At 70.2% G+C, this 23,980-nt stretch carries 21 protein-coding genes and 2 riboswitches; of the genes, 10 read left to right on the top strand and 11 right to left on the bottom strand.

Annotated elements, in window-relative coordinates; all coding sequences use genetic code 11:
• The first annotated feature begins 29 nt into the window (after positions 1-29).
• Genes efeU through efeB form a run of 3 tightly spaced genes read left to right on the top strand, consistent with a single transcriptional unit; the run spans position 30 to position 3,408 of the window.
• Positions 30-929, top strand: a complete 900-nt coding sequence (gene efeU, locus HRF36_RS11085; RefSeq protein WP_173209739.1) for an iron uptake transporter permease EfeU — start codon at positions 30-32, stop codon at positions 927-929.
• Positions 926-2,122: an iron uptake system protein EfeO gene (gene efeO / locus HRF36_RS11080; RefSeq protein ID WP_173209737.1), complete on the top strand. Its 1,197-nt coding sequence runs from the start codon at positions 926-928 to the stop codon at positions 2,120-2,122. The genes efeU and efeO overlap by 4 nt, the downstream gene beginning before the upstream one ends.
• Positions 2,119-3,408, top strand: coding sequence for an iron uptake transporter deferrochelatase/peroxidase subunit (efeB, locus tag HRF36_RS11075; RefSeq protein WP_173210062.1), 1,290 nt, complete (start codon positions 2,119-2,121; stop codon positions 3,406-3,408). The genes efeO and efeB overlap by 4 nt, the downstream gene beginning before the upstream one ends.
• Positions 3,409-3,472: 64 nt before the next feature.
• On the opposite strand, the gene HRF36_RS11070 is transcribed toward efeB, so the two are convergent.
• From HRF36_RS11070 to HRF36_RS11045, 6 genes are all read right to left on the bottom strand, one after another.
• Positions 3,473-3,988 carry a hypothetical protein gene (locus HRF36_RS11070; protein WP_173209735.1) on the bottom strand — a complete coding sequence of 172 codons (516 nt, stop codon included), beginning with the start codon at positions 3,986-3,988 and terminating at the stop codon, positions 3,473-3,475.
• 121 nt (positions 3,989-4,109) lie between these two features.
• A complete protein-coding gene (gene typA, locus HRF36_RS11065; protein ID WP_173209733.1) occupies positions 4,110-6,020 on the bottom strand; it encodes a translational GTPase TypA in 1,911 nt (636 codons plus the stop codon).
• 146 nt (positions 6,021-6,166) lie between these two features.
• Positions 6,167-7,924 carry an ABC transporter ATP-binding protein gene (locus HRF36_RS11060; protein WP_173209731.1) on the bottom strand — a complete coding sequence of 586 codons (1,758 nt, stop codon included), beginning with the start codon at positions 7,922-7,924 and terminating at the stop codon, positions 6,167-6,169.
• Positions 7,921-8,874 (bottom strand): ABC transporter permease, encoded by a 954-nt coding sequence (locus HRF36_RS11055; RefSeq protein ID WP_173209729.1) that lies wholly within the window; start codon positions 8,872-8,874, stop codon positions 7,921-7,923. The genes HRF36_RS11060 and HRF36_RS11055 overlap by 4 nt, the downstream gene beginning before the upstream one ends.
• Positions 8,864-9,793: an ABC transporter permease gene (locus tag HRF36_RS11050; RefSeq protein WP_173209727.1), complete on the bottom strand. Its 930-nt coding sequence runs from the start codon at positions 9,791-9,793 to the stop codon at positions 8,864-8,866. The genes HRF36_RS11055 and HRF36_RS11050 overlap by 11 nt, the downstream gene beginning before the upstream one ends.
• A 149-nt stretch (positions 9,794-9,942) precedes the next feature.
• Positions 9,943-11,565 (bottom strand): ABC transporter substrate-binding protein, encoded by a 1,623-nt coding sequence (locus HRF36_RS11045; protein WP_173209725.1) that lies wholly within the window; start codon positions 11,563-11,565, stop codon positions 9,943-9,945.
• A 289-nt stretch (positions 11,566-11,854) separates the two neighbouring features.
• Here HRF36_RS11045 and HRF36_RS11040 point away from each other — a divergent pair, with 289 nt between their 5' ends.
• Complete coding sequence (locus HRF36_RS11040) at positions 11,855-12,682, top strand: CPBP family intramembrane glutamic endopeptidase (protein WP_371740116.1); 828 nt, start codon at positions 11,855-11,857, stop codon at positions 12,680-12,682.
• 270 nt (positions 12,683-12,952) lie between these two features.
• Here HRF36_RS11040 and gcvP read toward each other — a convergent pair whose 3' ends face one another.
• From gcvP to HRF36_RS11020, 4 genes are all read right to left on the bottom strand, one after another.
• The gene (gene gcvP, locus HRF36_RS11035; protein WP_254281289.1) at positions 12,953-15,772 is read right to left on the bottom strand and encodes an aminomethyl-transferring glycine dehydrogenase; all 2,820 of its coding nucleotides are present in this window, start codon (positions 15,770-15,772) and stop codon (positions 12,953-12,955) included.
• A 104-nt stretch (positions 15,773-15,876) separates the two neighbouring features.
• A complete protein-coding gene (gcvH, locus tag HRF36_RS11030; protein ID WP_043595477.1) occupies positions 15,877-16,254 on the bottom strand; it encodes a glycine cleavage system protein GcvH in 378 nt (125 codons plus the stop codon).
• Between the two features lie 27 nt (positions 16,255-16,281).
• Positions 16,282-17,403: a glycine cleavage system aminomethyltransferase GcvT gene (gene gcvT, locus HRF36_RS11025; protein ID WP_371740143.1), complete on the bottom strand. Its 1,122-nt coding sequence runs from the start codon at positions 17,401-17,403 to the stop codon at positions 16,282-16,284.
• Positions 17,404-17,659: 256 nt separating this feature from the next.
• Positions 17,660-17,771, bottom strand: a riboswitch (glycine riboswitch).
• Between the two features lies 1 nt (position 17,772).
• A riboswitch (glycine riboswitch) is annotated at positions 17,773-17,876 on the bottom strand.
• 146 nt (positions 17,877-18,022) lie between these two features.
• The gene (locus tag HRF36_RS11020; protein ID WP_173209719.1) at positions 18,023-18,475 is read right to left on the bottom strand and encodes an SseB family protein; all 453 of its coding nucleotides are present in this window, start codon (positions 18,473-18,475) and stop codon (positions 18,023-18,025) included.
• Positions 18,476-18,591: 116 nt separating this feature from the next.
• On the opposite strand from HRF36_RS11020, the gene HRF36_RS11015 reads away from it, so the two are divergent.
• Entirely contained in the window at positions 18,592-19,083 is a 492-nt protein-coding gene (locus HRF36_RS11015; protein WP_173209717.1) for a hypothetical protein, read from the top strand.
• A gap of 48 nt (positions 19,084-19,131) precedes the next feature.
• Here HRF36_RS11015 and HRF36_RS11010 read toward each other — a convergent pair whose 3' ends face one another.
• Positions 19,132-19,938, bottom strand: a complete 807-nt coding sequence (locus HRF36_RS11010; protein WP_173210058.1) for a putative protein N(5)-glutamine methyltransferase — start codon at positions 19,936-19,938, stop codon at positions 19,132-19,134.
• Between the two features lie 62 nt (positions 19,939-20,000).
• Here HRF36_RS11010 and HRF36_RS11005 point away from each other — a divergent pair, with 62 nt between their 5' ends.
• The 5 genes from HRF36_RS11005 (at position 20,001) to HRF36_RS10985 (ending at position 23,969) form a co-directional block, all read left to right on the top strand.
• A complete protein-coding gene (locus HRF36_RS11005) occupies positions 20,001-20,483 on the top strand; it encodes an FBP domain-containing protein (RefSeq protein WP_123519248.1) in 483 nt (160 codons plus the stop codon).
• A 68-nt stretch (positions 20,484-20,551) separates the two neighbouring features.
• The gene (locus HRF36_RS11000; RefSeq protein WP_173209715.1) at positions 20,552-20,863 is read left to right on the top strand and encodes an antibiotic biosynthesis monooxygenase; all 312 of its coding nucleotides are present in this window, start codon (positions 20,552-20,554) and stop codon (positions 20,861-20,863) included.
• A gap of 122 nt (positions 20,864-20,985) precedes the next feature.
• Complete coding sequence (locus tag HRF36_RS10995; protein WP_173209713.1) at positions 20,986-22,080, top strand: sigma-E factor regulatory protein RseB domain-containing protein; 1,095 nt, start codon at positions 20,986-20,988, stop codon at positions 22,078-22,080.
• A 10-nt stretch (positions 22,081-22,090) separates the two neighbouring features.
• On the top strand, positions 22,091-23,113 hold the full coding sequence (locus HRF36_RS10990) for an ATP-binding cassette domain-containing protein (RefSeq protein WP_173209711.1): 1,023 nt from the start codon (positions 22,091-22,093) through the stop codon (positions 23,111-23,113).
• Complete coding sequence (locus HRF36_RS10985) at positions 23,100-23,969, top strand: ABC transporter permease (RefSeq protein WP_173209709.1); 870 nt, start codon at positions 23,100-23,102, stop codon at positions 23,967-23,969. The genes HRF36_RS10990 and HRF36_RS10985 overlap by 14 nt, the downstream gene beginning before the upstream one ends.
• Positions 23,970-23,980 lie beyond the last annotated feature (11 nt).

Genomic DNA, 23,980 nt, shown 5'->3' with positions numbered 1-23,980 from the left:
CGCTCCCCCCTTCCGAGAAAGCCGTCACCGTGCTCGCGAACTACCTCATAGGACTCCGAGAAGGCCTCGAGGCCGCTCTCGTGGTCGGCATCCTCGTCGCCTACGTGGTCAAGGTCGGACGACGCGACGTCCTCCCCCGACTCTGGTCGGGCGTGGGGGTGGCCGTCGTGCTCTCGCTCGGCATCGGTGCCGTCCTGACGTTCGGCGCCTACGGCCTGTCCTTCCAGGCACAAGAGATCATCGGTGGCGGCTTGTCGATCGTCGCGGTGGCATTCGTCACCTGGATGGTCTTCTGGATGGCCCGCACCGCCCGCGGTCTGCGGGGCGAGCTCGAGTCGGGCCTCGAACGCGCCCTCGCCGGTGGGGCCTGGGCGGTCGTCGCCCTGGCCTTCCTCTCGGTCGGACGAGAGGGAATCGAGACCGCCCTCTTCGTCTGGGCCACCGTGCAGTCGACCGGCGGCGGAGCCACGCCTCTGATCGGTGCCGTCCTCGGCATCGTGACGGCGGTCGTGATCCAGATCGCGATCTTCCGGGGCGTCGTCCGCCTCGACATCGCCCGGTTCTTCCGGGTGACCGGGTATTTCCTCGTCGTCGTGGCGGCAGGCGTCCTCGCCTACGGGGTGGGTGACCTGCAGGAGGCGTCCGTCCTGCCGGGCCGCGCCTCCCTGGCCTTCGACGTGAGTGCGGCCGTGCCGCCGACCAGCTGGTACGGCACCCTGCTGCAGGGACTCGTCAACTTCACACCGACGCCGAGCTGGCTGCAGGTCGTCGTGTGGGTCGCGTACCTCGCCGTCGTCGTCCCGCTCTTCGTCCGGGCGACTCGCCGCCGTCGCCCCGGCACCCCTGACGGGACCGACGCGTCCGCGACCCCCGGCACGTCCGCCCCCTCGACCACGTCGTCCCCCCGCACCGTAGGAGCACCAAGATGATCGTCCGCACCGTCCACCCCCTCGCCGTCGCCTCGGGCGTCGCCGTCCTCGCCCTCGCCCTCACCGGGTGCGTCGCCAACGCCCCCGCCGGTGGGTCCGCGGCCACCACGGTGACCGTGGACGGCTCGGACGATTCGTGCACGGTGTCGACGACCTCGGTGCCCAGCGGTCCGATCACGTTCACCATGACGAACACCGGCAGCGACAACAGCGAGTTCGAGCTGCTCGCCGAGGACGGCCTGCGCATCGTCAGCGAGAAGGAGAACATCGGCCCCGGCACGTCGGGCTCGATGACCGTCTCGGTGCCGGCCGGCGACTACTACACCGCCTGCGTGCCCGGGCTCGTCGGCGAGGGCGTGCGCGCCTCCTTCACGGTGACCGACTCGGGCACCGCCGTCGAGGCGACGGGCAGCGAGAAGGAGCAGATCGACGCCGCGGCCACCGCCTACGTGGCCTACGTCAAGGATCAGACCGGGCAGCTCGTGACGGCCACCGACGAGTTCCTCGCCGCCTACACGGCCGGCGACGACGAGAAGGCGCGAGCGCTCTACCCGGCGGCCCGAGCGCACTACGAGCGCATCGAGCCGGTGGCCGAGTCGTTCGGTGATCTCGACCCGAAGATCGATTTCCGCGAGGCCGACGTCGAACCCGGCACCGAGTGGACCGGCTGGCACCGCATCGAGAAGGACCTCTGGCAGCCCGAGGCGGCCCAGAACGGAGGCGCGGTCTACGTCCCCCTGACCACCGACGAACGCAGGCACTACGCCGACCTGCTGACGAGCGACACGAAAGACCTCTACGACGAGGTCACCGCGAGCGACTTCACCGTCGGCATCGACACGATCGCCAACGGCGCGGTGGGCCTGATGGACGAGGTCGCCACCGGCAAGATCACCGGTGAAGAGGAGATCTGGTCGCACACGGACCTCTACGACTTCCAGGGCAACCTCGAGGGTGCCCGCGTCGCCTTCGACGGCGTGCGCGACGTCGTCGACCAGAAGGACCCCGAGCTGGCCACCTCGATCGACACCCAGCTGACGAAGGTCGAGACCCTGCTCGCCGGCCACGGCAGCCTCGACGCGGGCTACCCCTCGTACACCGAGCTGACCGACGCCGACAAGAAGAAGCTGTCGGATGCCGTGAACGCCCTCAGCGAGCCGCTCAGCGAGCTGACCGCGGCTCTGGTCGCCTGACGGTGGCCGACGGAGGCGGCCTCTCGCGTCGCGGCCTTCTGGGCCTGGTCGGCACGGGTGTCGGTGCAGGGGTGCTGGGGGTCGGCGTCGGGATCGGTACCGACCGCGCGTCGCAGGCACGCGCCTCCGGGTCGTCCGGGGCCGCCGCGGCCTACCCGTTCTTCGCTCGCCACCAGTCGGGCATCGTCACCGCGGCCCAGGACCGTCTGCACTTCGCGTCGTTCGACGTCGCGGACGCGGTCACTCGCGCCGAGCTCGTCGACCTGCTGAAGGACTGGAGCTACGCGGCCTCACGCCTGACCGCCGGGCTCGACGTGAGTCCCACCGGTGCCACGGGCGGCGAGCTGCTGGCCCCACCCGACGACACCGGTGAGGCCACCGGCCTGCCCGCGGCCGGGCTCACCGTCACGATCGGCTTCGGGCCGACCCTCTTCACCGCGAGCGACGGCACCGACCGCTTCGGACTCGCCTCGACGCGACCTCCGGCCCTCGTGGACCTACCGCACTTCTCGGGCGACCAGCTCGTGGCGGCCGCGAGCGGCGGCGACCTCTGCGTGCAGGCCTGCAGCGACGACCCGCAGGTCGCGGTGCACGCGATCCGTAACCTCTCGCGGATCGCCTTCGGTCGCGCCTCCTTGCGGTGGTCCCAATTGGGCTTCGGCCGCACCTCGTCGACGACCCGAGGTCAGACGACACCGCGCAACTTGTTCGGATTCAAGGACGGCACGGCCAACGTGCGGGCCGAGGACGTCGCCGCGGTCGACGACGGGGTCTGGGCGGCGGCGTCGGACGGTGCGGGCTGGATGAGCGGTGGGTCGTACCTCGTCGCGCGCAAGATCCGCATGACGGTCGAGACGTGGGACCACGCCTCGCTCGGCGAACAGCAGACCGTCGTCGGCCGCGACAAGGGCGAGGGGGCCCCACTCTCGGGCGGCACCGAGTTCACCGCGCCCGACTTCGCCGCCGTGGCCTCGACCGGCGGTGGCCCGGCCATCGCCCCCGACTCGCACGTGGCCCTCGCTCATCCGCAGAACAACGACGGGGCCACGCTGCTGCGCCGCGGGTACAACTTCGTCGACGGCAACGACGACCTCGGCCGTCTGAACGCCGGGCTGTTCTTCATCGCGTTCAACCGCGACCCGCGCAAGCAGTACGTGCCGATCCAGCAGGCGCTCTCGCGGAACGATCGGATGAACGAGTACGTCAAGCACGTCGGATCGGCGATCTTCGCCGTGCCGCCGGGAGCGTCGCAGGACGGCTGGGTCGGCGAGACGCTCTTCGGCTGACCGGACGCGCGTCGGGGCACCACCTGGAGGCCCGCCGGAGCACGGCGGACCCGCCATGGCCGGATCAGACGGGCGTGACGACGTAGGTGGCGATCGACTGACCCGCGCTGTCGGTCGAGACCGTCAGGACGACGCGGTACGTGGCCCCCGTGAAGGTGCCGAAGCCGCTGTCGGCGTCGGTGTCGACCCCCGAGGCCGTGAAGCCGGCGGCTTCGAGTTGCTGTTGGGCCACGGCGAACTGGTCAGCGCCCGAGACGGCGACCTGGGCGACCCATCCGGTGCCGTCGGGGCCTGCTCCCCCACCACGGGTCGTCCCGGTGACGAGCGGCACCTCGGCCGGGAAGCTCGAGGGCAAGGTGCCGTCCGTCGTGATGCCGGCACCGTTCAGGGCCTCGCCGGCGGCGTCCTCGACGGCCTTCAAAGCCGTGCCCTTCAGACTTTCGATGCCACTGTCGACGGCACCGCCCACGATGTTGTCGACGGGCGAGCCCTCGCCGCAGGCGGTGAGACCGGTCACGAGGCCGAGGGCCAGCGCCACAGCGGCCGCGGAGCGGGTGAAGGTCTTCTTCTCGTTCAGCACCCCGCGAGGTTAACCGCCATCGCTGGGGGTGCGCGCAGAACCTGCCGACGATGCACGAAGGAGGCGGCCCACAATGATGCGGACCGCCTCCTCGGCGTGTGGTGCGGTGGTGCGGTGTCGCTTAGGCGTTCTGCTTCTTCAGGCGAGCCGTGCTGCGCTGGCGGGCCGACGCGTCGAGCTCGACCTTGCGGATGCGGATGGCGTCGGGGGTGACCTCGACGCACTCGTCGTCGCCCGCGAACTCGAGCGCTTCTTCGAGCGAGAGCACCTTCGAGGGCGTCATCGACTCGAAGTTGTCGGCCGTCGACTGACGCATGTTGGTCAGCTTCTTCTCTTTGGTGATGTTGACGTCCATGTCGTCGGCGCGCGAGTTCTCGCCCACGACCATGCCCTCGTAGACCTCTTCGGTCGGCTGAACGAAGAACGACATCCGCTCTTGGAGGTTGATGATCGCGAAGGGCGTGACGACACCCGAGCGGTCGGCGATGATCGAGCCGTTGGTACGGGTCGAGATCTCGCCGGCCCAGGGGCCGTAGCCGTGGCTGATGCCGTTGGCGATGCCCGTTCCGCGCGTGTCGGTGAGGAACTGCGTGCGGAATCCGATCAGACCGCGCGAGGGGACGATGAACTCCATGCGCACCCAGCCCGAGCCGTGGTTCGCCATGTTCTCCATGCGGCCCTTGCGAGCGGCCATCAACTGCGTCACGGCACCGAGGTACTCGTCCGGCACGTCGATGGTCATGTGCTCGAACGGCTCTTGCAGCTTGCCGTTCTCGTCACGACGCGTGACGACCTGGGGCTTGCCGACGGTGAGTTCGAAGCCCTCGCGGCGCATCTGCTCGACGAGGATGGCCAGCGCGAGCTCGCCGCGGCCCTGGACCTCCCACGCGTCGGGGCGCCCGATGTCGAGGACCTTGAGCGAGACGTTGCCGACCAGTTCGCGGTCGAGGCGGTCCTTCACCATGCGGGCGGTCAGCTTGTGGCCCTTGACCTTGCCGATGATCGGCGAGGTGTTGGTGCCGATGGTCATCGAGATGGCCGGGTCGTCGACCGTGATGGTCGGCAACGGGCGGACGTCTTCAGGGTCGGAGAGCGTCTCGCCGATGGTGATGCTGTCGAAGCCGGCGACGGCGACGATGTCACCGGGGCCCGCGCTCTCGGCCGGGTAACGGCTCAGGGCCTTCGTGATCAGCAGCTCGGTGATGCGGGCGTTCTGGACCGTGCCGTCGGACTTGACCCAGGCGACGGTCTGGCCCTTCTGCAGCGTGCCGTGGAAGACACGGAGCAGCGCGAGGCGGCCCAGGAACGGCGAGGCGTCGAGGTTGGTGACGTGCGCCTGCAGCGGGTGCTCGTCGTCGTAGCGCGGCGCCGGCACGTGGGTGAGGATCGCGTCGAAGAGGGGCTCGAGGTCGGGGTTGTCCGGCAGCGAGCCGTCGGCGGGCTTGTTCGTCGACGCGGCACCGTTGCGGCCCGAGGCGTAGACCACGGGCACGTTGAGGATGGCGTCGAGGTCGAGGTCGTCGACTTCTTCGCTCAAGTCGCTGGCGAGGCCGAGGAGGAGGTCCTGGCTCTCGGCCACGACCTCGTCGATGCGCGCGTCGGGGCGGTCGGTCTTGTTGACCAGGAGGATGACGGGCAGCTTGGCCGCGAGGGCCTTGCGCAGCACGAAGCGGGTCTGGGGCAGGGGGCCCTCGGACGCATCGACGAGCAGCACGACGCCGTCGACCATGGACAGGCCGCGCTCGACCTCGCCGCCGAAGTCGGCGTGGCCGGGGGTGTCGATCACGTTGATGGTGATCGGGCCGTCGGTCGCGTGGGCACCGTTGTAGAGCACCGAGGTGTTCTTCGCGAGGATCGTGATGCCCTTCTCGCGCTCGAGCTCGTTGCCGTCCATCATGCGGTCTTCGGTGTCGAAGTGTGCGTCGAACGAGTTGGTCTGCTTGAGCATGGCGTCGACGAGGGTCGTCTTGCCGTGGTCGACGTGGGCCACGATCGCCACGTTGCGCAGGTCGCTGCGGATGGCAGTCGCCATGGATGAATTCCTTACGAGAAGAGAGAGGGGGAAGTGGTCGGGTCAGAGCCCGGCGAAGACAGTCTACGGCACGTGGTAAAGGGGCCCCTCCGCCGTGCTCGCGGCACGGCGCAGAGGCCCCTTCGACACCAGGAGGCGCGGGTCGATTACCGGCCGAACTCGAAGTGCGCGCCGGGGATCGCCTCGAGCAACTCGCGCGTGTACTGCTGCGCCGGGTTCGCGAAGATGTCGTCGGTCGTGCCCGCCTCGACGACACGCCCCTTCTGCATGACGCTGACGTTGTCCGCGATGAGGCGGACGACCGCGAGGTCGTGCGTGATGAAGAGGTAGGTCAGGCCGAGCTCGGTCTGCAGGTCGGTCAGCAGGTCGAGCACCTGGCCCTGGACGAGCACGTCGAGCGCCGAGACGGCCTCGTCGAGCACGATCACGTCGGGCTTGAGCGCCAGGGCTCGCGCGACGGCGATGCGCTGACGCTGACCGCCCGAGAGCTCGTTCGGGTACCGGTTCACCGTCGACGCGGGCAGCGACACCTGGTCGAGCAATTCGCGCACCCGGGCCTGGCGACTGGTGCGATCACCGATGCCGTGGGTCACGAGCGGTTCGGCGATCGTGTTGCCCACGCTGTACATCGGGTCGAGCGAACCGTAGGGGTCCTGGAAGACCGGCTGCACCCGGCGACGGAAGTCGAAGAGCTCACGGCCCTTCAACGCCCCGACGCTCTGGCCGCCGACCGACACGGTGCCCGACGTGATCGACTCGAGCTGCAGCACCAGCTTGGCCACGGTCGACTTGCCCGAACCGGACTCGCCCACGAGAGCCATCGTCTTGCCCCGCGGGATCGAGAACGACACGTCGTCGACGGCGCGGAGCTCGCTGGTCTTGAACCCGCCCTGACGAATCTTGTAGACCTTCGACAGGTTGGTCACCGAGATGTACTCGGCGTCCTGCTTTCCGGCCTCTTCACGCTGACGGGCGCGAGCGATGAACTCGACGTCGCCGGCCCCTTCGTCGGAGATCACGCGTCCGTGAGAATGCGAGGGCGCGATGCTCGACTGGATGCGCTGGCTCGCGAGGCTGGGGGCCGCGGCGACCAGACGCTGCGTGTACGGGTGCTGAGGGTTGGCGAGGATCTCTTTCGACGGCCCGGACTCGACGACGCGGCCCTTGTACATGACCACGAGTTTCTCGGCACGCTCCGCGGCGAGGCCGAGGTCGTGCGTGATGAAGAGCACCGACGTGCCGTAGTCGCGGGTCAACGTCTCGAGGTGGTCGAGGATGCGCCGCTGCACGGTCACGTCGAGGGCCGACGTCGGCTCGTCGGCGATCAGCAACTTGGGCCTCGACGAGAGGCCGATACCGATCAGGACCCGCTGACGCATGCCGCCCGAGAACTGATGCGGGAACTGCTTGAGACGGTCTCCCGCGTCGTTGAGCCCCGCCTCTTTCAGGACGTCGATCGCCCGCTGACGGATCGCCTTCTTGCCGGTCGCGACGCCGTTGGCCCGGATCGCCTCCTCGACCTGGAATCCGATGCTCCAGACCGGGTTGAGATTGGACATGGGGTCCTGCGGGACGTAGCCGATGTCTCGACCCCGGATGGCCTGCATCTCGGAGGCACTGACCTTGGTCAGGTCCTTTCCCTCGAAGAGGATCTGGCCACCGGTCACCTCACCGGTGCCCGGCAGCAGGTCGATGATCGAGGTGGCGGTCGTCGACTTGCCCGAGCCGGACTCGCCCACGATCGCGAGGCTCTCGCCCTGTCGAATCGTCAGGTCGACCCCGCGCACGGCGTCCACGTAGCCGGCCTGGGTCTTGAAGCCGATCTTCAGGCCCTTGATCTCGAGCAAGGGGGTCGACGACGACGCGGTACCGGCCGTCTCGGGTCGGGTGGAGGTGTCGGTCATCGACGTGCCCTCGCCTTCGGGTCGAGGGCGTCGCGCACGACGTCGCCCATGAGGAGGAACGACAGCACCGTCACGGACAGCGCCGCAGCGGGCCAGAAGAGGGGCATGGGGGCGACGCGCAGCGAATTGCGTGCGGCGTTGATGTCGTTGCCCCAGGACATGGTGCTCGTGGGCAGACCGATGCCGAGGAACGACAGGGTCGCTTCGGCGACGATGAACGTGCCCAAGGAGACGGTCGCCACGACGATCACCGGCGTGATGGCGTTCGGGATGACATGGCGAACCAAGATGCGGAAACGCGAGACTCCCAGAGCGGCGGACGCGGTGACGTAGTCGGCTGCCCGTGCGCTCAGGACGGAGCCGCGCATGACGCGAGCGATCTGAGGCCAGGCGAACACCGACAGGACGAGCGCGACGGTCAAGGGCGTGCGGGTGGGGAGGATGGACATCAGCACGATGGCACCGAGGACGGTGGGGATCGCGAAGAAGATGTCACCCACTCGGGAGACGATCGCGTCGAGCCAGCCGCCGTAGAACCCCGCCAGCGAGCCGATCACGATGCCGACGATGGTCACGATGATCGTGGCCAGCAGGCCGACCGTGAGTGACGCCCTGGTGCCCCAGATGATCCGCGCGAAGACGTCCGTCCCTTGGAACGTGAAGCCGAGGAGGTGGCCGGCGGACGGCCCCTCGTTGCTTCGAGGGAGGTCTGCGGCCCGCGGTTCGACGCTGGTGAACAGACCAGGGAAGACCGCGACCACGACGACGACCACGATTAGGAACGCCGCGATCCAGAAGGTCGGTCGTCGTCTCATGGCGTCCCAGGCGTCGCTCCAACTGCTCCGGGGTTTCTCGGATTCGTCGATCGCGTCGACGGCCTTGATGGGCGTCTCGTCGAGATCGGCGACGAAGTGGTCGGCGGACAACGCCGACGAGTCGTTACTTGGCATAGCGGATCCTCGGGTCGAGAAGGGCGTACAGCAGGTCGACGAGGAGGTTGGCGATCATGAAGATGATCACCATCACGGCGACGAACGAGACGACGGTGGGGCCCTCGCCGAGCGTGATCGCCCGGTAGACGGTGCCGCCGACGCCCTGGATGTTGAAGATGCCTTCGGTCACGATGGCACCGACCATCAGCGAACCGATGTCGACACCGAGGTAGGTGACGACGGGGACGAGCGAGTTGCGCAAGATGTGCACCGTGACGACGCGGTTGCGGGTGAGGCCCTTCGCCGACGCGGTGCGCACGAAGTCCGCGCTCGAGTTCTCGGACACGGAGGCGCGGGTCAGCCTGACGATGTACGCGAACGACACCGAGGCGAGGACGATGGCCGGCAGGACCAGCTCGTCCCACGGTGCCTGCGAGCTGACCGTCGTGCGGAACAGGCCCAGCTGGATGCCGAAGACGTACTGCAGCAGGAAGCCGATGACGAACGTCGGCACCGAGATGAGCAGGAGGCTGACGACGAGGGCGCTCGTGTCGAAGAGCTTGCCCTTGCGCAGGCCGGCGATGAGGCCGACCACGATACCGGCGACGGCCTCGAAGAGCAGGGCGAGCATCGCCAGTCGGAACGTGATGGGGAACGCACGGATCAACTCGTCGACGACGGGTCGACCCGAGAAGGTGGTGCCGAGGTCTCCGGTGAACAGACCACCGATGTACAGCAAGTACTGCACGATGAACGGCTGGTCGAGGTTGTACTCGGCGCGGATGGCCTCGATGACGGCCGGCGACGGGGTCTTGTCGCCGAAGAGCGCCGCCACGGGGTCACCGGGAAGCGCGAAGACCATGAAGTAGATGAGGAACGTCGCCCCGAAGAAGACGGGGATCAGTTGGAGGAGCCGGCGTCCGGTGTACCAGAGCATCAGGCTTCCTCGGACGTCTGCGCGTGCATCGTTATCGCAATCGTGTGGAGGGAGGGGTGGGTGGGCCCGCCGAAGGGGTCCGAGCAGTGCGAACACTGCCCGAACCCCGTCGAGCGTCGGTCGAGCGCGTGAGCGCCGACCTTACTTGGTTACTTGGTGATGTTCTCGTAGATCGGCACGGAGTCCCAGCCGTACTCGACGTTGCTCACCGTGTCGGCCCAGACACCGTTGACGTTCGCGTACCACAGCGGCACGATGGGCAGGTCCTTCAGCAGGACCTCCTGTGCCTTCTGGTACGAGGCGTTGGCGTCGTCCACGTCGCTCGCGGCGCTGCCCTCGGCGAGCAGGTCGTCGAACTCGGGGTTCGAGTACTTGCCGTCGTTCGAGCTGCCGTTGGTGGCCATCGTCGGGTACAGGAAGTTGTACAGCGACGGGTAGTCGGCCTGCCAGCCGGAGCGGAAGGCACCGGTCATGGCACCACCGGAGGCGTCGGTGCGGAACTCGGCGAAGGTCGGGTAGGGCTTGCCCTCGGCCTTGATGCCCAGCGTCGACGAGATGTTCGCGGAGACCGCGTCCACCCACTCCTGGTGTCCACCGTCGGAGTTGTAGCCGATGGTGAACGTCGTGTCGCCGTAGGGCGAGATCGCGTCGGCCTGGTCCCAGAGGTCCTTGGCCTTGTCGGCGTCGAACGACAGGACGCTCTCACCCTCGAGCTCGTCGGTGTAGCCGGGGATGACGGGCGAGGTGAAGTCCTTGGCCGGCGTGCGCGTGCCCTGGAAGATGACCTTGGTCACGTCGTCGCGGTTGATCGACATCGAGATCGCCTGGCGACGCAGCTGGCCCTCTTCGTCGTCACCGAAGTGCGCGAGGTACTGCGGGATCGTCATGCCCTGGAAGACCGCGGCGGGCTGGTTGACGTTCGTGTCCGGGAAGTCGCTCTGGTACGTCTGGAACGCCGCCGGGCCGATCTGGTCGAGCACGTCGAGGTTGCCACCCTGCACGTCGGCGTAGGCCGAGTCGAGCGAGGTGTAGAAGCTGATGTCGAGCCCGCCGTTCTGCGGCTTGCGGTTGCCGTCGTAGTCGGGGTTCGTGACGAGCTTGATGCCCTGGTTGTGGGTCCAGGCGCCTTCACCGTCGAGCATGTACGGGCCGTTGCCGACCGGGTTCTCGCCGAACGCGGCGGGATCGGCGTAGAACGACTCGGGCAGCGGCGAGTAGGCCGAGTAGCCGAGGCGCAGGGGGAAGTCGGCCTCGGGGGTGTTCAGCGTGACCGTGAACTCGGTCGGGCTCTCGACGGTCAGGTCGAGGTCGCTCTGCTCGGTGTCGCTGTAGCCCTTGAAGTTCTCGAAGAACGAGCTGCCGGACGAGTTCGCGACGTTGTCGAAGCTGGCCGCCCAGTTCCAGGCCTTGGTGAACGACTCGCTCGTGACGTCGGTGCCGTCGGTGAACTTCCAGCCGTCCTTCAGCGTGACGGTCCACACGGTCGCGTCGTCGCTCTCGATGCTGTCCGCGACCTCGTTCTTGGTGGTGCCGTCGGCGTTGTAGCTGACCAGACCGGCGAAGATCGAGGTGACGATGCGGCCACCGCCGGTCTCGGTGGTGTTCGACGGGACGAGCGGGTTCTCGGGCTCGGTTCCGTTCGTCTTGATGATGGCGGAAGCGTCACCGGACGACGAGTTGTCGTCCCCGCTGCCGCTGGCGCAACCGGTGAGGACGAGTGCTGCCGTCCCCACGACGGCGACGGCCGACAGGCCCATGCGCGTCTTCTTCAATGTTCCTCCTGATGCGGGAAAGGACGCAGCACTGTGCCCAGGGGCCGTGCCGCGTTGGATGCAGTGAGCCTAAGCATCGGGTTCGGGCATCACCAAACCACCACGGCAACGGTTACACGACGGAAACCAACTCGCCGGATCGTTGCGTCAGCATGCAGTTCGTTGCGCAAGGGGCCTGAAGTTCGCATGAATCGGCTGCGAGAAATCCGCCACCTGGCAGGTATTGTTCGCCACCACCTCCTCGGGGTGCGGGTCGGCTCGCTCACGCCGGTCCCGTACGATCACCCCCGTGAGCCGCCCCGACGCCCCTGCCCCCGACGCGACACCGCCCGTGGTCCTCGTACCGCCCTCGGCCCCGATGACCCGAGGGCGCCTCCGGCTCGAGGTGGCGATCGTGCTGGGTCTGTCGCTGGGCGCTTCGGCCGTGTACTCCGTGCTGTCGATCGTGAACCGACTCACGCAGCAGACCGCGCTGTCGCGACAGACCGCCACGCTCAACTCCCCGCTGAGCAGTCGCGAACTGTTCGACCTCGCCTACCAGGTGCTCGGCGTGGCGACGGACCTCGTGCCGGTGCTGCTCGTGGCCTTCCTGCTGTGGCGACCCGAGCGGCCCCACCTGGGCCGTCTCGGCGTCGACTTCTCCCGTGCCGGACGGGACACCCTCGGCGGCGTCGGCCTGGCCCTCGCGATCGGCATCCCGGGTATCGGTCTCTACCTGGCGGGCAAAGCGCTCGACCTGACGGTCACGGTCGTGCCGACGAACCTCGGCGAGCACTGGTGGACCGTGCCGGTGCTGTTGCTCTCGGCGATGCGGGCCGGGGTGACCGAGGAGGTGATCGTCGTCGCGTACCTCTTCGCGCGCCTCCGCGATCTCGGCTGGCGGACCTGGTCGATCATCGTCACCGCGGCCCTGCTGCGCGGCAGCTACCACCTCTACCAGGGGTTCGGGGCCTTCGTCGGCAACGTCGTGATGGGGGTCGCCTTCGGCTGGCTCTATAAGCGGTTCGGCCGGGTGCTGCCCCTCGTCATCGCGCACTTCTTGATGGACGCGGCCGTCTTCGTCGGCTACCCGTGGGCCGCGACGGCGTTCCCCGGCCTCTTCGGCCTGCCTGCCTGACACGGCACCCTCGGTCTCGCCTCGCGCCGGGTGGCCGGAACTGGGTCTTGACACCCGTTCGGGGGGCGAGTCTGATGGACCCACGGGTCGGACCGACCCGCGCGAGCCGAACAGCGTGAGCTGTCCCCCGGACGTCGATCGGGACGGTCGCCGCTACGTGAACGCCCTCCGCGACACTCGGCGGCCGACGTCCGAGGGACCCAAGGGAAACCGTCACCGCCCGACGGGATCGGGCGGTGACGGTTTCTCGTCCGCGGAGCAGGCCTGGACCTAGGCGAACGCCTCGGCCGGCGGGCAGTTGCAGAACAGGTTACGGTCACCGTAGGCCTGGTCGATGCGGCGCACCGGCGGCCAGTACTTGCCTCGTACGAGAGAGCGGACCGGGTACACGGCCTCCTCGCGGCCGTACTCGGCGTTCCACTCGCCGACGACGACCGACTCCGCCGTGTGCGGCGCACCGCGCAACGGGCTCGACTCGGTGGTGAACCGGCCGGCCGCCACCTCGTCCGCCTCGCCCTTGATGGCGATCATCGCGTCGACGAAACGGTCGATCTCGGCCAGGTCTTCGCTCTCGGTCGGCTCGACCATGAGCGTGCCCACGACCGGGAACGACATGGTCGGGGCGTGGAAGCCGTAGTCGATGAGGCGCTTGGCCACGTCGTCGACGGTGACCCCGGTCGCGTCACGCAGCGGACGCAGGTCGAGGATGCACTCGTGCGCCACGAGGCCGTTCTCACCCGCGTAGAGCACGGGGAAGTGCTCGCGCAGGCGGGCGGCGACGTAGTTGGCCGCGAGGACGGCCGCACCCGTCGCGCGTGTCAGGCCCTCGGTGCCCATCATGCGCACGTAGGCCCAGCTGATCGGCAGGATGCTCGGCGACCCGTACGGCGCGCTCGACACCGGCACTCCGGCGTGGGCCAGGCGATCGCCGTCGGCCGCGGCGTCGACACCCGTGCGACGATCGGCCTGCTGCGCCATCGGATGGCCGGGCAGGAAGGGCGCGAGGTGCGCCTTGGCCGCGACGGGACCGACACCGGGCCCACCGCCGCCGTGAGGGATGCAGAAGGTCTTGTGCAGGTTGAGGTGGGAGACGTCACCGCCGAAGTCGCCGAAGCGTGCGACCCCGAGCAGGGCGTTGAGGTTCGCCCCGTCGACGTAGACCTGTCCGCCGGCCGCGTGCACCGCATCGGTGAGGGCGACGATGTCGTGCTCGTAGACGCCGTGCGTCGACGGGTAGGTGATCATCAGCGCCGCGAGCCGGGCCGCGTGCTCCTCGACCTTGGCCCGCAGGTCGTCGAGGTCGACGTTGCCTCCGTCGTCGCAGGCGACCACGACGACGCGCATGCCCGCGAGCACCGCACTGGCCGCGTTCGTTCCGTGAGCGCTCTGCGGGATCAGACAGACCGTGCGCTCGACGTCGCCGTTCGACAGGTGGTAACCGCGGATCGCGAGCAGGCCGGCCAGCTCGCCCTGGCTGCCGGCGTTGGGCTGCAGCGACACGGTGTCGTACCCCGTCACCTCGGCCAGCCAGCCCTCGAGCTGGCCGATCAGCTCGAGGTACCCCGCCACGTCCTCGGCGGGGGCGAACGGGTGCACACCGGCGAACTCGGGCCAGGTGACGGCGGCCATCTCGGTCGCCGCGTTGAGCTTCATCGTGCAGCTGCCGAGCGGGATCATGCCGCGGTCGAGCGCGTAGTCCTTGTCGGCCAGGCGCTTGAGGTAGCGCATCATGCTGGTCTCGCTGCGGTGGGTGCGGAAGACCGGGTGCGTGAGGTAGTCGCTCGTCCGCAGCAGCGCCTCCTGCAGGCCCGAGGGTGCGGCGTCGTCGAGCAGGTCGACGCCGAGCACCTCGGCGACGACGCGGACGTCGTCATGCGTCGTGGTCTCGTCGAACGAGAGACGGACGCAGTCGTCGTCGACGGCGTGCAGCAGGTAGCCCCGAGCGTGTGCCGAGGCGACGATCTCGGCGGCCCGGCCGGGAACGAACACCTGCAGCGTGTCGAAGAAGGAGTCCCTCTCGAGCTCGAGCTCGCTCGCGCCGATCGCGGCCGCCAGGTCGGAGGCGTGGCCGTGCACGCGTGTCGCGATGTGCCGCAGCCCCCAGGGGCCGTGGTAGACCGCGTACATCGACGCCATCACGGCCAGCAGCACCTGTGCGGTGCAGATGTTCGACGTGGCCTTCTCGCGACGGATGTGCTGCTCGCGGGTCTGCAGGCTGAGGCGGTAGGCGGGCTGCCCGACGGCGTCCTGCGAGACCCCGACCAGGCGCCCGGGCAGCTGACGCTCGAGCCCGGTGCGGACGGCCATGTAGCCCGCGTGCGGGCCACCGAACCCCATCGGCACGCCGAAGCGCTGGCTGGTGCCCACGGCGACGTCGGCGCCGAACTCGCCGGGCGCCTCGATCAGGGTCAGCGCCAGCAGGTCGGCGGCGACGACGGCCAGGCCGCCGTGGGAGTGGGCGGCCTCGACGACGGCGCGGGGGTTCCAGACCGAGCCGGACGCCGAGGGGTACTGGACGAAGACGCCGAACGACTCGGGCAGGTCGGCGGGGTCGAGCACCGAGAGGTCGAGCTCGATGAGTTCGATGCCGACGGCCTCGGCGCGGCCGGCGAGCAGGGCCTTGGTCTGCGGGAAGGTGTCGCTGTCGACGACGAAGACGTCGGTCTTCGCCTTGGACGCACGGCGGGCGAGCAGCATGCCCTCGACGACGGCCGTGCCCTCGTCGAGCATCGAGGCGTTGGCGGTCGAGAGCCCGGTCAGCTCGGCCACCATCGTCTGGAAGTTGATGAGGGCCTCGAGTCGACCCTGCGAGATCTCGGGCTGGTACGGCGTGTAGGCGGTGTACCAGCTGGGGTTCTCGAGCACGTTGCGCTGGATGACGGCGGGGGTGACGGTGTCGTAGTAGCCGAGGCCGAGCAGGCTTCGCGAGACGCGGTTGCGACCGGCGAGAGCTCGCAGCTCGGCGAGGGCTTCTTCTTCGCCGATCGGTTCGGGCAACACGCTGTGCTCGAGCGCGGTGGCATGGATCGAGTCGGGCACGGCGGCCGCGACGAGCGATTCGACGCTGTCGTGCCCCACGGCGGCCAGCATGGCCGCCTGGTCGTCCGGGGTGGTGCCGACGTGGCGGTCGACGAAGCCGGTGGCGACCTGGTCGGACCAGCCGCCGAAGACCGACCCGCCCGTCTGCTCGGCGCTCATTCGGCGGTCAGCGCGACGTACTCGTCGCGCGAGAGGAGGCCCTGGCCGTCGGTCGACGACAGGGTGATCTTGATGAGCCAGCCCTCGCCGAACGGGTCGCTGTTGACGAGGTCGGGGCTGTCGACGACGGCCTGGTTGGCCTCGAGCACCGTGCCGAGCGCGGGGGCGAACAACTCGCCGACCGACTTGGTCGACTCGATCTCGCCGACGACCGTGCCGGTCTCGACCTCGGTGCCCTCGGCGGGCAGGTCGACGTAGACGACGTCGCCCAGCTTGTCGGCGGCGTAGTCGGTGATGCCCACGGTGGCGGTGTCGCCGTCGATCAGGAGCCACTCGTGCTCGGCGGTGTACTTCAGGGCGGTGAGATCGGTCATGGCCGGTCCTTTCGAGGGAGGGGGTGCCTAGGAGCGCTTGTAGAAGGGCAGCGGGACGACGGTCGCGGCGACGGCGGTGCCACGGACGTCGACGGCCAGTGCCGGGCCTCGGTCGACGACGTCGGGGTCGACGTAGGCCATGGCCACGGGGTGGCCGAGGGTCGGCGACAGCGCACCGCTCGTGACCTCGCCGACGACGGTGCCGTCGTCGGTGACGACCGGGTAGCCCGCCCGGGCGGCCCGGCGCCCGGTGAGCGTCAGTCCGACGAGGACGCGGGCGCCGGCGGCGGGCTCGACGTTCGAGCGCCCGACGAAGCCCTTCGAGGTGTCGACGACCCGGCCGAGCCCGGCCTGGTCGGGGCGCACGTCGAGGCCGAGCTCATGGCCGTAGAGCGGCATGCCGGCTTCGAGACGAAGCGTGTCGCGGCTGGCCAGCCCGGCCGGCACGAGCCCCCGGGGTGCGCCGGCCTCGGCGATCGCGGCCCAGAGCACGGGGGCGGTCTCGGGGTCGACGTAGAGCTCGAAGCCGTCCTCGCCGGTGTACCCGGTGCGCGCGATCAGCACGGGGGCGTCGTCGAAGGTGGCCTGCAGCACGCGGTAGTACCGCAACGTCGACAGCGGGGCGTCGGGCTGGAGGCGGTCGGCCGTGACGAGTTCGTCGAGCACGCCTTCACTCTCGGGCCCCTGCACCGCGATCAGCGCGGTGTCGTCGCTCTCGTCGTCGACCGTCACGTCGAACCCGGAGGCGCGGGTCGCCAAGGCCGCGAACGCCGCCTCGCGGTTTCCCGCGTTGGCCACGACCAGGAAGTCGTGTTCGTCGAGGCGGTAGACGACCAGGTCGTCGACGATCCCGCCCTCGGCGGCGAGGAGGAGGGAGTACTTGGCCCGCCCGACGGCGATGGTCGAGAGGGTGCCGGCCAGGGCGTGGTCGAGGAAGACCCCGGCGTCCGGCCCCACGACGGCGATCTCGGCCATGTGCGAGAGGTCGAAGAGCCCGGCGGCGGTGCGCACGGCGTGGTGCTCGGCGAGGTCGGAATCGTAGCGGACCGGCATCTGCCAGCCCGCGAAGTCGGTGAAGACGGCGCCGGCGGCGACGTGGACCTCGTGCAGCGGGCTGTGGCGCTCGTCGGGTTCGTCGGCACCGACCAGGTCGTCGCCCGTGCCGGGGCCGGTGGCGATGCCCTCGGTGCCGTCGGCACCGATGACGACGTCGCCGCTCACACCGTCGGCGGCGGCGCCGAGATCGTCGTCGTCGGGCCCGGGGGCGGTGGGAAGGTTCGAGGTTGCGTCGGACATCGATGCTCCTGAGAGGGACGGACCGGCCGCCAGGTGTCTCGGCCGGAAACGGTGCCGTGCGGATGGTGCACGGCGGGGCAGCCCCGCACGGCGCGTCGCCGGCTGGGGCTCCCCCTCTGTCATGGGCCTGAGAGCTTCACCGGCCGGGGCCGGTTTTCACCGTGGGCGAGGACCGGCGAGGGGTCTGTCGACCGCCTCGCGCCTCCTGCTTTTCAGAGTGGCCAGTCCGTCGCGGTACGCGTACCTGAGAGATTGGCGGGGAGCTTGCTCCTTCGGTGCCCGGTCGGCGCAGTCTCTGCGCACCGGAGCTCTCCCGCGACGTGTTCGTGGCCCGATGTTCGATTGTGGCGCCAGCCTAGCGCCGTCGTGTGACACGCAGGTTTCGGGATCGCGCGCGATCCCGGCGGCCCGGACGACGACCGACGCCCCGACCAGGGCGGTCGGGGCGTCGGGAGGTCGTGTCGGGGTGAGCTCAGACGGCGCGCGAGGGCTGCCCGGGCTCGGGCGAACCCGCGGCCTCGTGATCGGCGACGAGCTGACGGACGTCGTTCGCCAGCTGGGCCACCCCCTCGGGCAGCATCTCGAAGCCCTCGCGGTTGCCCGGGTTGACGACGAGACCGGTCTCTGCCGGGATGGCCTGCACGAGTTCGGCCGCCGGGAGCGTGGCCGAGAACTGCGCGACGTCCTTCACCTGCTCGCCGATCATGTCGGCGTGCGTGAAGGCCGCGAGCATGGGCACGCCCTCACGGTCGAAGAGCACGGGCTGCAGGTCGTTCAAGGACTCCTGCGCGTCGGTGGCCGTGGCGACGACGACCTGGGCGTTGACGAATTCGGCGAGCACGCTGTTCATGTCGCCCTCACCCGCCTGACCCTTGCTGATGGCCTGCTCGAGTGCGGTCTTTTCGCGGTTGTCCGTTTCGGTCATCCGACCAGAGTGCCGGGCGAACCTCCGTGTCGGCTCCGCGTCGCGCGTGGTGCGCGCCCACGACCCTCGCTACGCTGTGCGTCACACCGCCGCGCTGCACCGTCCCGAGGAGCCCCGTGCCCCGCACACACCGCCCGACCCGCCACGTGGTCGCGCCCTCGGCCCTGACCGTCGCCGGCCTCGCCGTCGCCCTGCTCCTCTCGGGTTGCTCGGGCGGGACCCCCGCCGCGAGCTCGAGCCCCGGCCCGTCGACCACCCGTCAGGCGGAGCCCTCGCCCACGGCCTCCGACATCGCGACGGCCCTGCCCGACGCCACCGCCCTGCCCGAGACCGAACCGCCCGCCCCCGCCACGGCCGAGGCCCAGGAGGCGCCCCCCGCGTGGCACGCGTGCGTCACGGCGATCGGCGAGCAGAACCCCGACCTGCCATTCCTCGGCGACGTCTGGGCCTACGAGGCCGACGACGTCCAAGACAGCGACACGGGAGCGGTCGCCACCGTCACCATGGGCCACCTCGCGGACGGCCGCCCCGCCACCGAGTGGACCTGCCGCATCTCGGGCACCCCCGAGTCCCCCGTGGTCGACTCGGTCACCCCCGCCGACGTCTGACCCGACGGCCTTCGTCGTCCGGCCGGGCCCGACGGCCGACGAGGACGGCTACGGCGCGACGGCGACGACGACCGTGCCGTCCACCTCGTCGTCGCGGACGACCCGGGCCCTGAGACCCGCGGTGACCAACGCCTCCCGGGTGTCGTCCGCCTGACCGACGCTCGTCTCGACGACGAGCGTGCCTCCCGGCGCCAGCCACGCGCCCACCTCGGCGGCGATCCGCCGGTGCAGGTCGAGCCCGTCGGCACCGCCGTCGAGGGCGAGCGGCGACTCGTGGAGGCGCGCCTCGGGGGGCATGGACGCGATCGCGTCGGTCGGGACGTACGGCGCGTTCGCCGCGATCACCCCGACCCGACCACGGAGCGAGGCAGGGAGGCCGCCGAACAGGTCACCCCGGACGACCGTCCCCCGGTCGCCGAGGTTGCGGCGGGCGCAGTGGACGGCCACCGGGTCGAGGTCGGTGGCCCAGAGGTCGAGACCTGGATGCTCGGCGGCGAGCGCCGTGGCCACCGCGGCGGCCCCGCAGCAGAGTTCCAGCACGGGGCCGCGACGTGTGGTCGCATCGCCGATCGGTTCCGCTGCCGCGAGCGCGGCGGAGGCCTGACGGAAGACCAGTTCGGTGCGGCGTCTCGGGACGAAGACGCCCGGCTCGACGACGATCCGGAGTCCGGCGAACTCCGCCCAGCCGAGCACCTGTTCGAGCGGCCGACCCGCGACCCGGTCGACCACCATCGACTCGAGGGCGGCGCCGTCGGCAGCCTCGGCGAGCAGCAGCCGGGCCTCGTCCTCGGCGAAGACGCAGCCCGCGGCCCGCAGCCGGCGGGTGACGGTCCGCTCGCGCTCGTGGTCGGGCATCCTCACGCGTCCACGCTAGACCGGCGCGTAGGCTGGCGAGACCCGATGGCACGAGGGAGAACATGAAGCCGCTGACCGAGAACGACATCCGCGAGTCGTTCGTCAACGCCCTGCCGGGCGACCTCGACCGCCTGCCGATCCCCGGACTGCACGAGATGCTGTGGGAGGAGCGCGAGTTCTTGGGCTGGCGTGATCCGCAGGCCCACCACCGGGGTTACATCGTGCACTGGATGGACGACCGGCCCGTCGGTCTCGTCGTCCGCTCGTCGAGCAGCTCGTTGCGCCCCGGCATCGCCGCCATGTGCTCGCTCTGCCACTCCCCCCAGCCGGCCACGCAGGTGCGCCTCTTCACCGCCCCCAAGGCGGGCGAGGCCGGCCTCAACGGCAACACGCTCGGCACCTACATCTGCGAGGACCTCGCCTGCTCGCTGCTGATCCGGGTCGCTCCACCGCACCTCAACCCGCCCGAGCAGATAGCCCGCCGCTCGGCCGGCCTCGCCGAGCGGGTGCAGGGGTTCACGGCGAACGTCATGAAGACCGCCTGACGCGCGGCCGTCCCTCGTACCGTCACCGCACCTCCTCGTCCTCCGTCCCACCACCGAAAGGCCACGCCGTGTCCGTCGTCAAGATCAACGCCATCCACGTCCCCGAGGGCTCGGGCACCGAGCTCGAGAAGCGCTTCGCCGCCCGCAAGCACTCGGTCGACGGGGCCGAAGGATTCGAGGGCTTCCAGCTGCTGCGTCCCGTGAAGGGCGACGACCGCTACTTCGTCATGACGACCTGGCGCAGCGAAGAGGACTTCGCGGCCTGGTCGGCCGAGGGCGCGAAGGCCGCCCACGCCCGCCCCGCCGGGTCGGGCGACGCCCCGCGCGGTCCCGTCGCGACCGGTGCCGACCTGCTCGAGTTCGAGGTCGTCGAGCTCTGATCCCCGGGTCCCTCGACGTCGAGGGACCTCGGTCGACATGACAGCGATCTCCAGGCTTCACGCGTAGTCTCCCGTCCAATCGCCGACCCGCTCGGGGCCTGGCGTGAGAGGTCGCGATCGTCATGAAGAAGTCCACCCGCTGGACCACCGCCGCCGCCGTCCCCGTGGTCGTCATCGCCGCGAGCATCGTGGTCCCGGCCGTCTCGGCCACGGCCGACGTCGACCTGCCCGACAAGACCCCGCAGCAGGTGTTGGTCCTGGCCGCCTCGAGCTCGGATGCGTCGTACTCGGGCACGGTCGAGCAGACCTCCGATCTCGGGCTGCCCGACGTGTCGGGCCAGGCCACGGGTGGCGGGTCGTCGTCCGAGGCCGCCGGCGCCCTCGAACTACTGACCGGCAGCCACACCGCCAAGGTGTACGCCGACGGCGCCACCAAGCAGAGGGTCCAGGTGATCGACGACCTCGCCGAGCGCAACGTCATCCGCGACGGGTCGAGCGTGTGGGCCTACGACTCGAAGACGAAGGAAGCGACGCACGCGACCCTGCCCGACCGCACCGCCGACGAGAAGCCGAGCGCCCTGCCCGACGGCACCGCCGTGCCGCAGACCCCGGCCGAACTGGCCGACCTCGTCCTGTCGTCGGTCGAGCCCACGACGACCGTCACGGCCGACTCCGACGTCAGGGTGGCCGGACGCGACGGGTACCAGGTCGTCCTGACCCCGAAGGACTCCTCGACGCTCGTCGCGAGCGCCACCCTGACCGTCGACGCTGAGACCGGCGTCCCGCTCAAGGTCGTGGTCGCCGCGAAGGGGCAGAGCGCCCCGGCCCTCTCCGCCGGATTCACCTCGGTCGACTTCGGTGCGCCTGCGGCGTCCGTCTTCGCGTTCACTCCCCCGTCGGACGCGACCGTCACCGACGTGAGCGTTCCGACCGGCGCCTCCGGACGGTCCGAAGGTGACGCGACGCACGCCGAGAAGACGGTCATCGGCTCCGGCTGGAGCACGATCGTCGGGGTCGCCCCGACGGCCGGATCGACCGACGGCGCCTCGTCGAGCGATGCCGCCACCCAGGGGCTGCTCGACCAGCTGACGACGGAAGTCGACGGGGGCCGGGTGCTCGAGACCTCGCTCGTCTCCGTCCTGCTGACCGACGACGGACGCCTGTTCGCCGGGGCCGTCGACGCGTCGACGCTCCAGGCGGCCGTGGCCGGGCAGTGACCTCCGGCCGGTGAGCCACCACACCGCCGAGGTCCGGGCGCCCACCGACGGCGACACGCCCCGAGGGGCGTTCGCCGTCGAGACGTCCGGTCTGACGAAGCAGTTCGGACGTCAGCGCGCCGTCGACGGGGTCGACCTCGCGGTGCCACACGGCAGCGTCTACGGGTTCCTCGGCCCGAACGGCTCGGGCAAGACCAGCACGATCCGCATGGTGCTCGGCCTCACCTCGGCGTCGAGCGGCGACATCCGCGTGCTCGGCGGGACGATGCCCGACGACCTGCGTCGCGTGCTGCCGCGCGTCGGCGCCCTGGTCGAGGGCCCGGCGTTCTACCCGTTCCTGTCGGGCCGGGCGAACCTCCACCGCCTCGACTCGGGCGACCGCTCGGCCCCGGCCTCGACGCGGCGCGCCCGGGTCGACGCCGCCCTCGACCGTGTCGGCCTCGGTCACGCCGCCTCGAAGAAGGCCCACGCGTACTCGCTCGGCATGAAGCAGCGACTCGGCATCGCGAACGCCCTGCTCATGCCGCGAGACCTGTTGGTGCTCGACGAACCCAGCAACGGTCTCGATCCCCAGGGCACACGCGAGGTGCGCACCCTGATCCGATCCCTCGCCGACGAGGGCACGACCGTCTTCGTCTCGAGCCACCTGCTCGGCGAGGTCGAGCAGATGTGCACGCACATCGGCGTGATGAGCGCCGGCCGGCTGCTGACCCAGGGCACCCTCGACGACCTGCGTGCGCTCGGCACGCACCGCGTCCGCCTGTTCACGCCCGATCCGGACGTCGCCCGCGACGTGCTCGTGCGACTGGGACTCACCCCGGAGGCGCGGGCACGGCCCGATGCGACGCCCGCGACCGCGGGCGGATCGGTCCGCGTCGAGGCCGAGCTCGCCGTCGAGGGTCTCTCGCCCGAGTCGATCGTGGTCGCCCTCGTCGCCGCGGACGTGCGCGTTCGCGGCTTCGAGGTGGCCGGCGCCAGCCTCGAGGACCGCTTCGTGGACCTGACCGGGGAGGGCTTCGATGTCGCCGGCTGACTCCCTGGAGGCCCGGCCCGACGCTCCCCGCCGCAACGGGCTCGGCCTCGCCCTGCTGGGCAGCGAGCTCGCGGTGCTCTTCCGGCGCGTGCGGACCATCGCGCTGCTGGCCGCACTGGCCCTGATCCCCGTCCTGCTCGCCGTCGCCGTCCGCGTCACGACGTCCGACGGCGGCGGAGGTCGCGGGCCGGCCTTCCTCGGCGACATCACGCAGAACGGACTCTTCGTCTCACTCACCGCCCTGACCGTCGCCATCCCGCTGTTCCTGCCCCTGACCGTCGGGGTCGTCGCGGGTGACACGATCGCGGGCGAGGCGAGCCTCGGCACCCTGCGGTACCTGCTGGTGACCCCGGTGGGCCGGATGCGCCTCCTGCTCGTCAAGTACGCCGCCGCCGCGGCGTTCTGTCTGGCCGCCACCCTCGTGGTCGTCGTCTTCGGTGCGATCGCGGGTGCCGCGCTGTTCCCGGTCGGACCCGTGACGCTGTTGTCCGGTCAGACGATCGGCGTGGGTGACTACGCGCTGAGACTGCTGCTGATGGCCGTCTACGTGACGATGTCGCTGCTCGGACTGAGCGCCATCGGCCTCTTCGCCTCGACGCTCACGAGCGTGCCGGTCGGAGCCATGGCGGCGACGATCGTGCTGTCCACCGTGGCCCAGATCGTCGACGCCCTGCCCCAGTTGGACTTCGTGGACCCGTGGCTGTTCACGCACCACTGGCTCGGGTTCGCCGACCTGATGCGCGACCCGGTCGTGTGGGACTCGTTCGGCGCCAACGCCCTGCTGCAGGCCGGCTACGTCGTCGTCTTCGGCGCGCTGGCCCTCGGCCGGTTCACCACCAAGGACATCTTGAGCTGACCCGTCGGCGA

This window comes from Frigoribacterium sp. VKM Ac-2836 (assembly GCF_013248995.1).
Lineage (GTDB): Bacteria > Actinomycetota > Actinomycetes > Actinomycetales > Microbacteriaceae > Frigoribacterium.
Note: the sequence above shows the minus strand (reverse complement) of the source record. Positions and strands in the feature narration are given on the sequence as shown.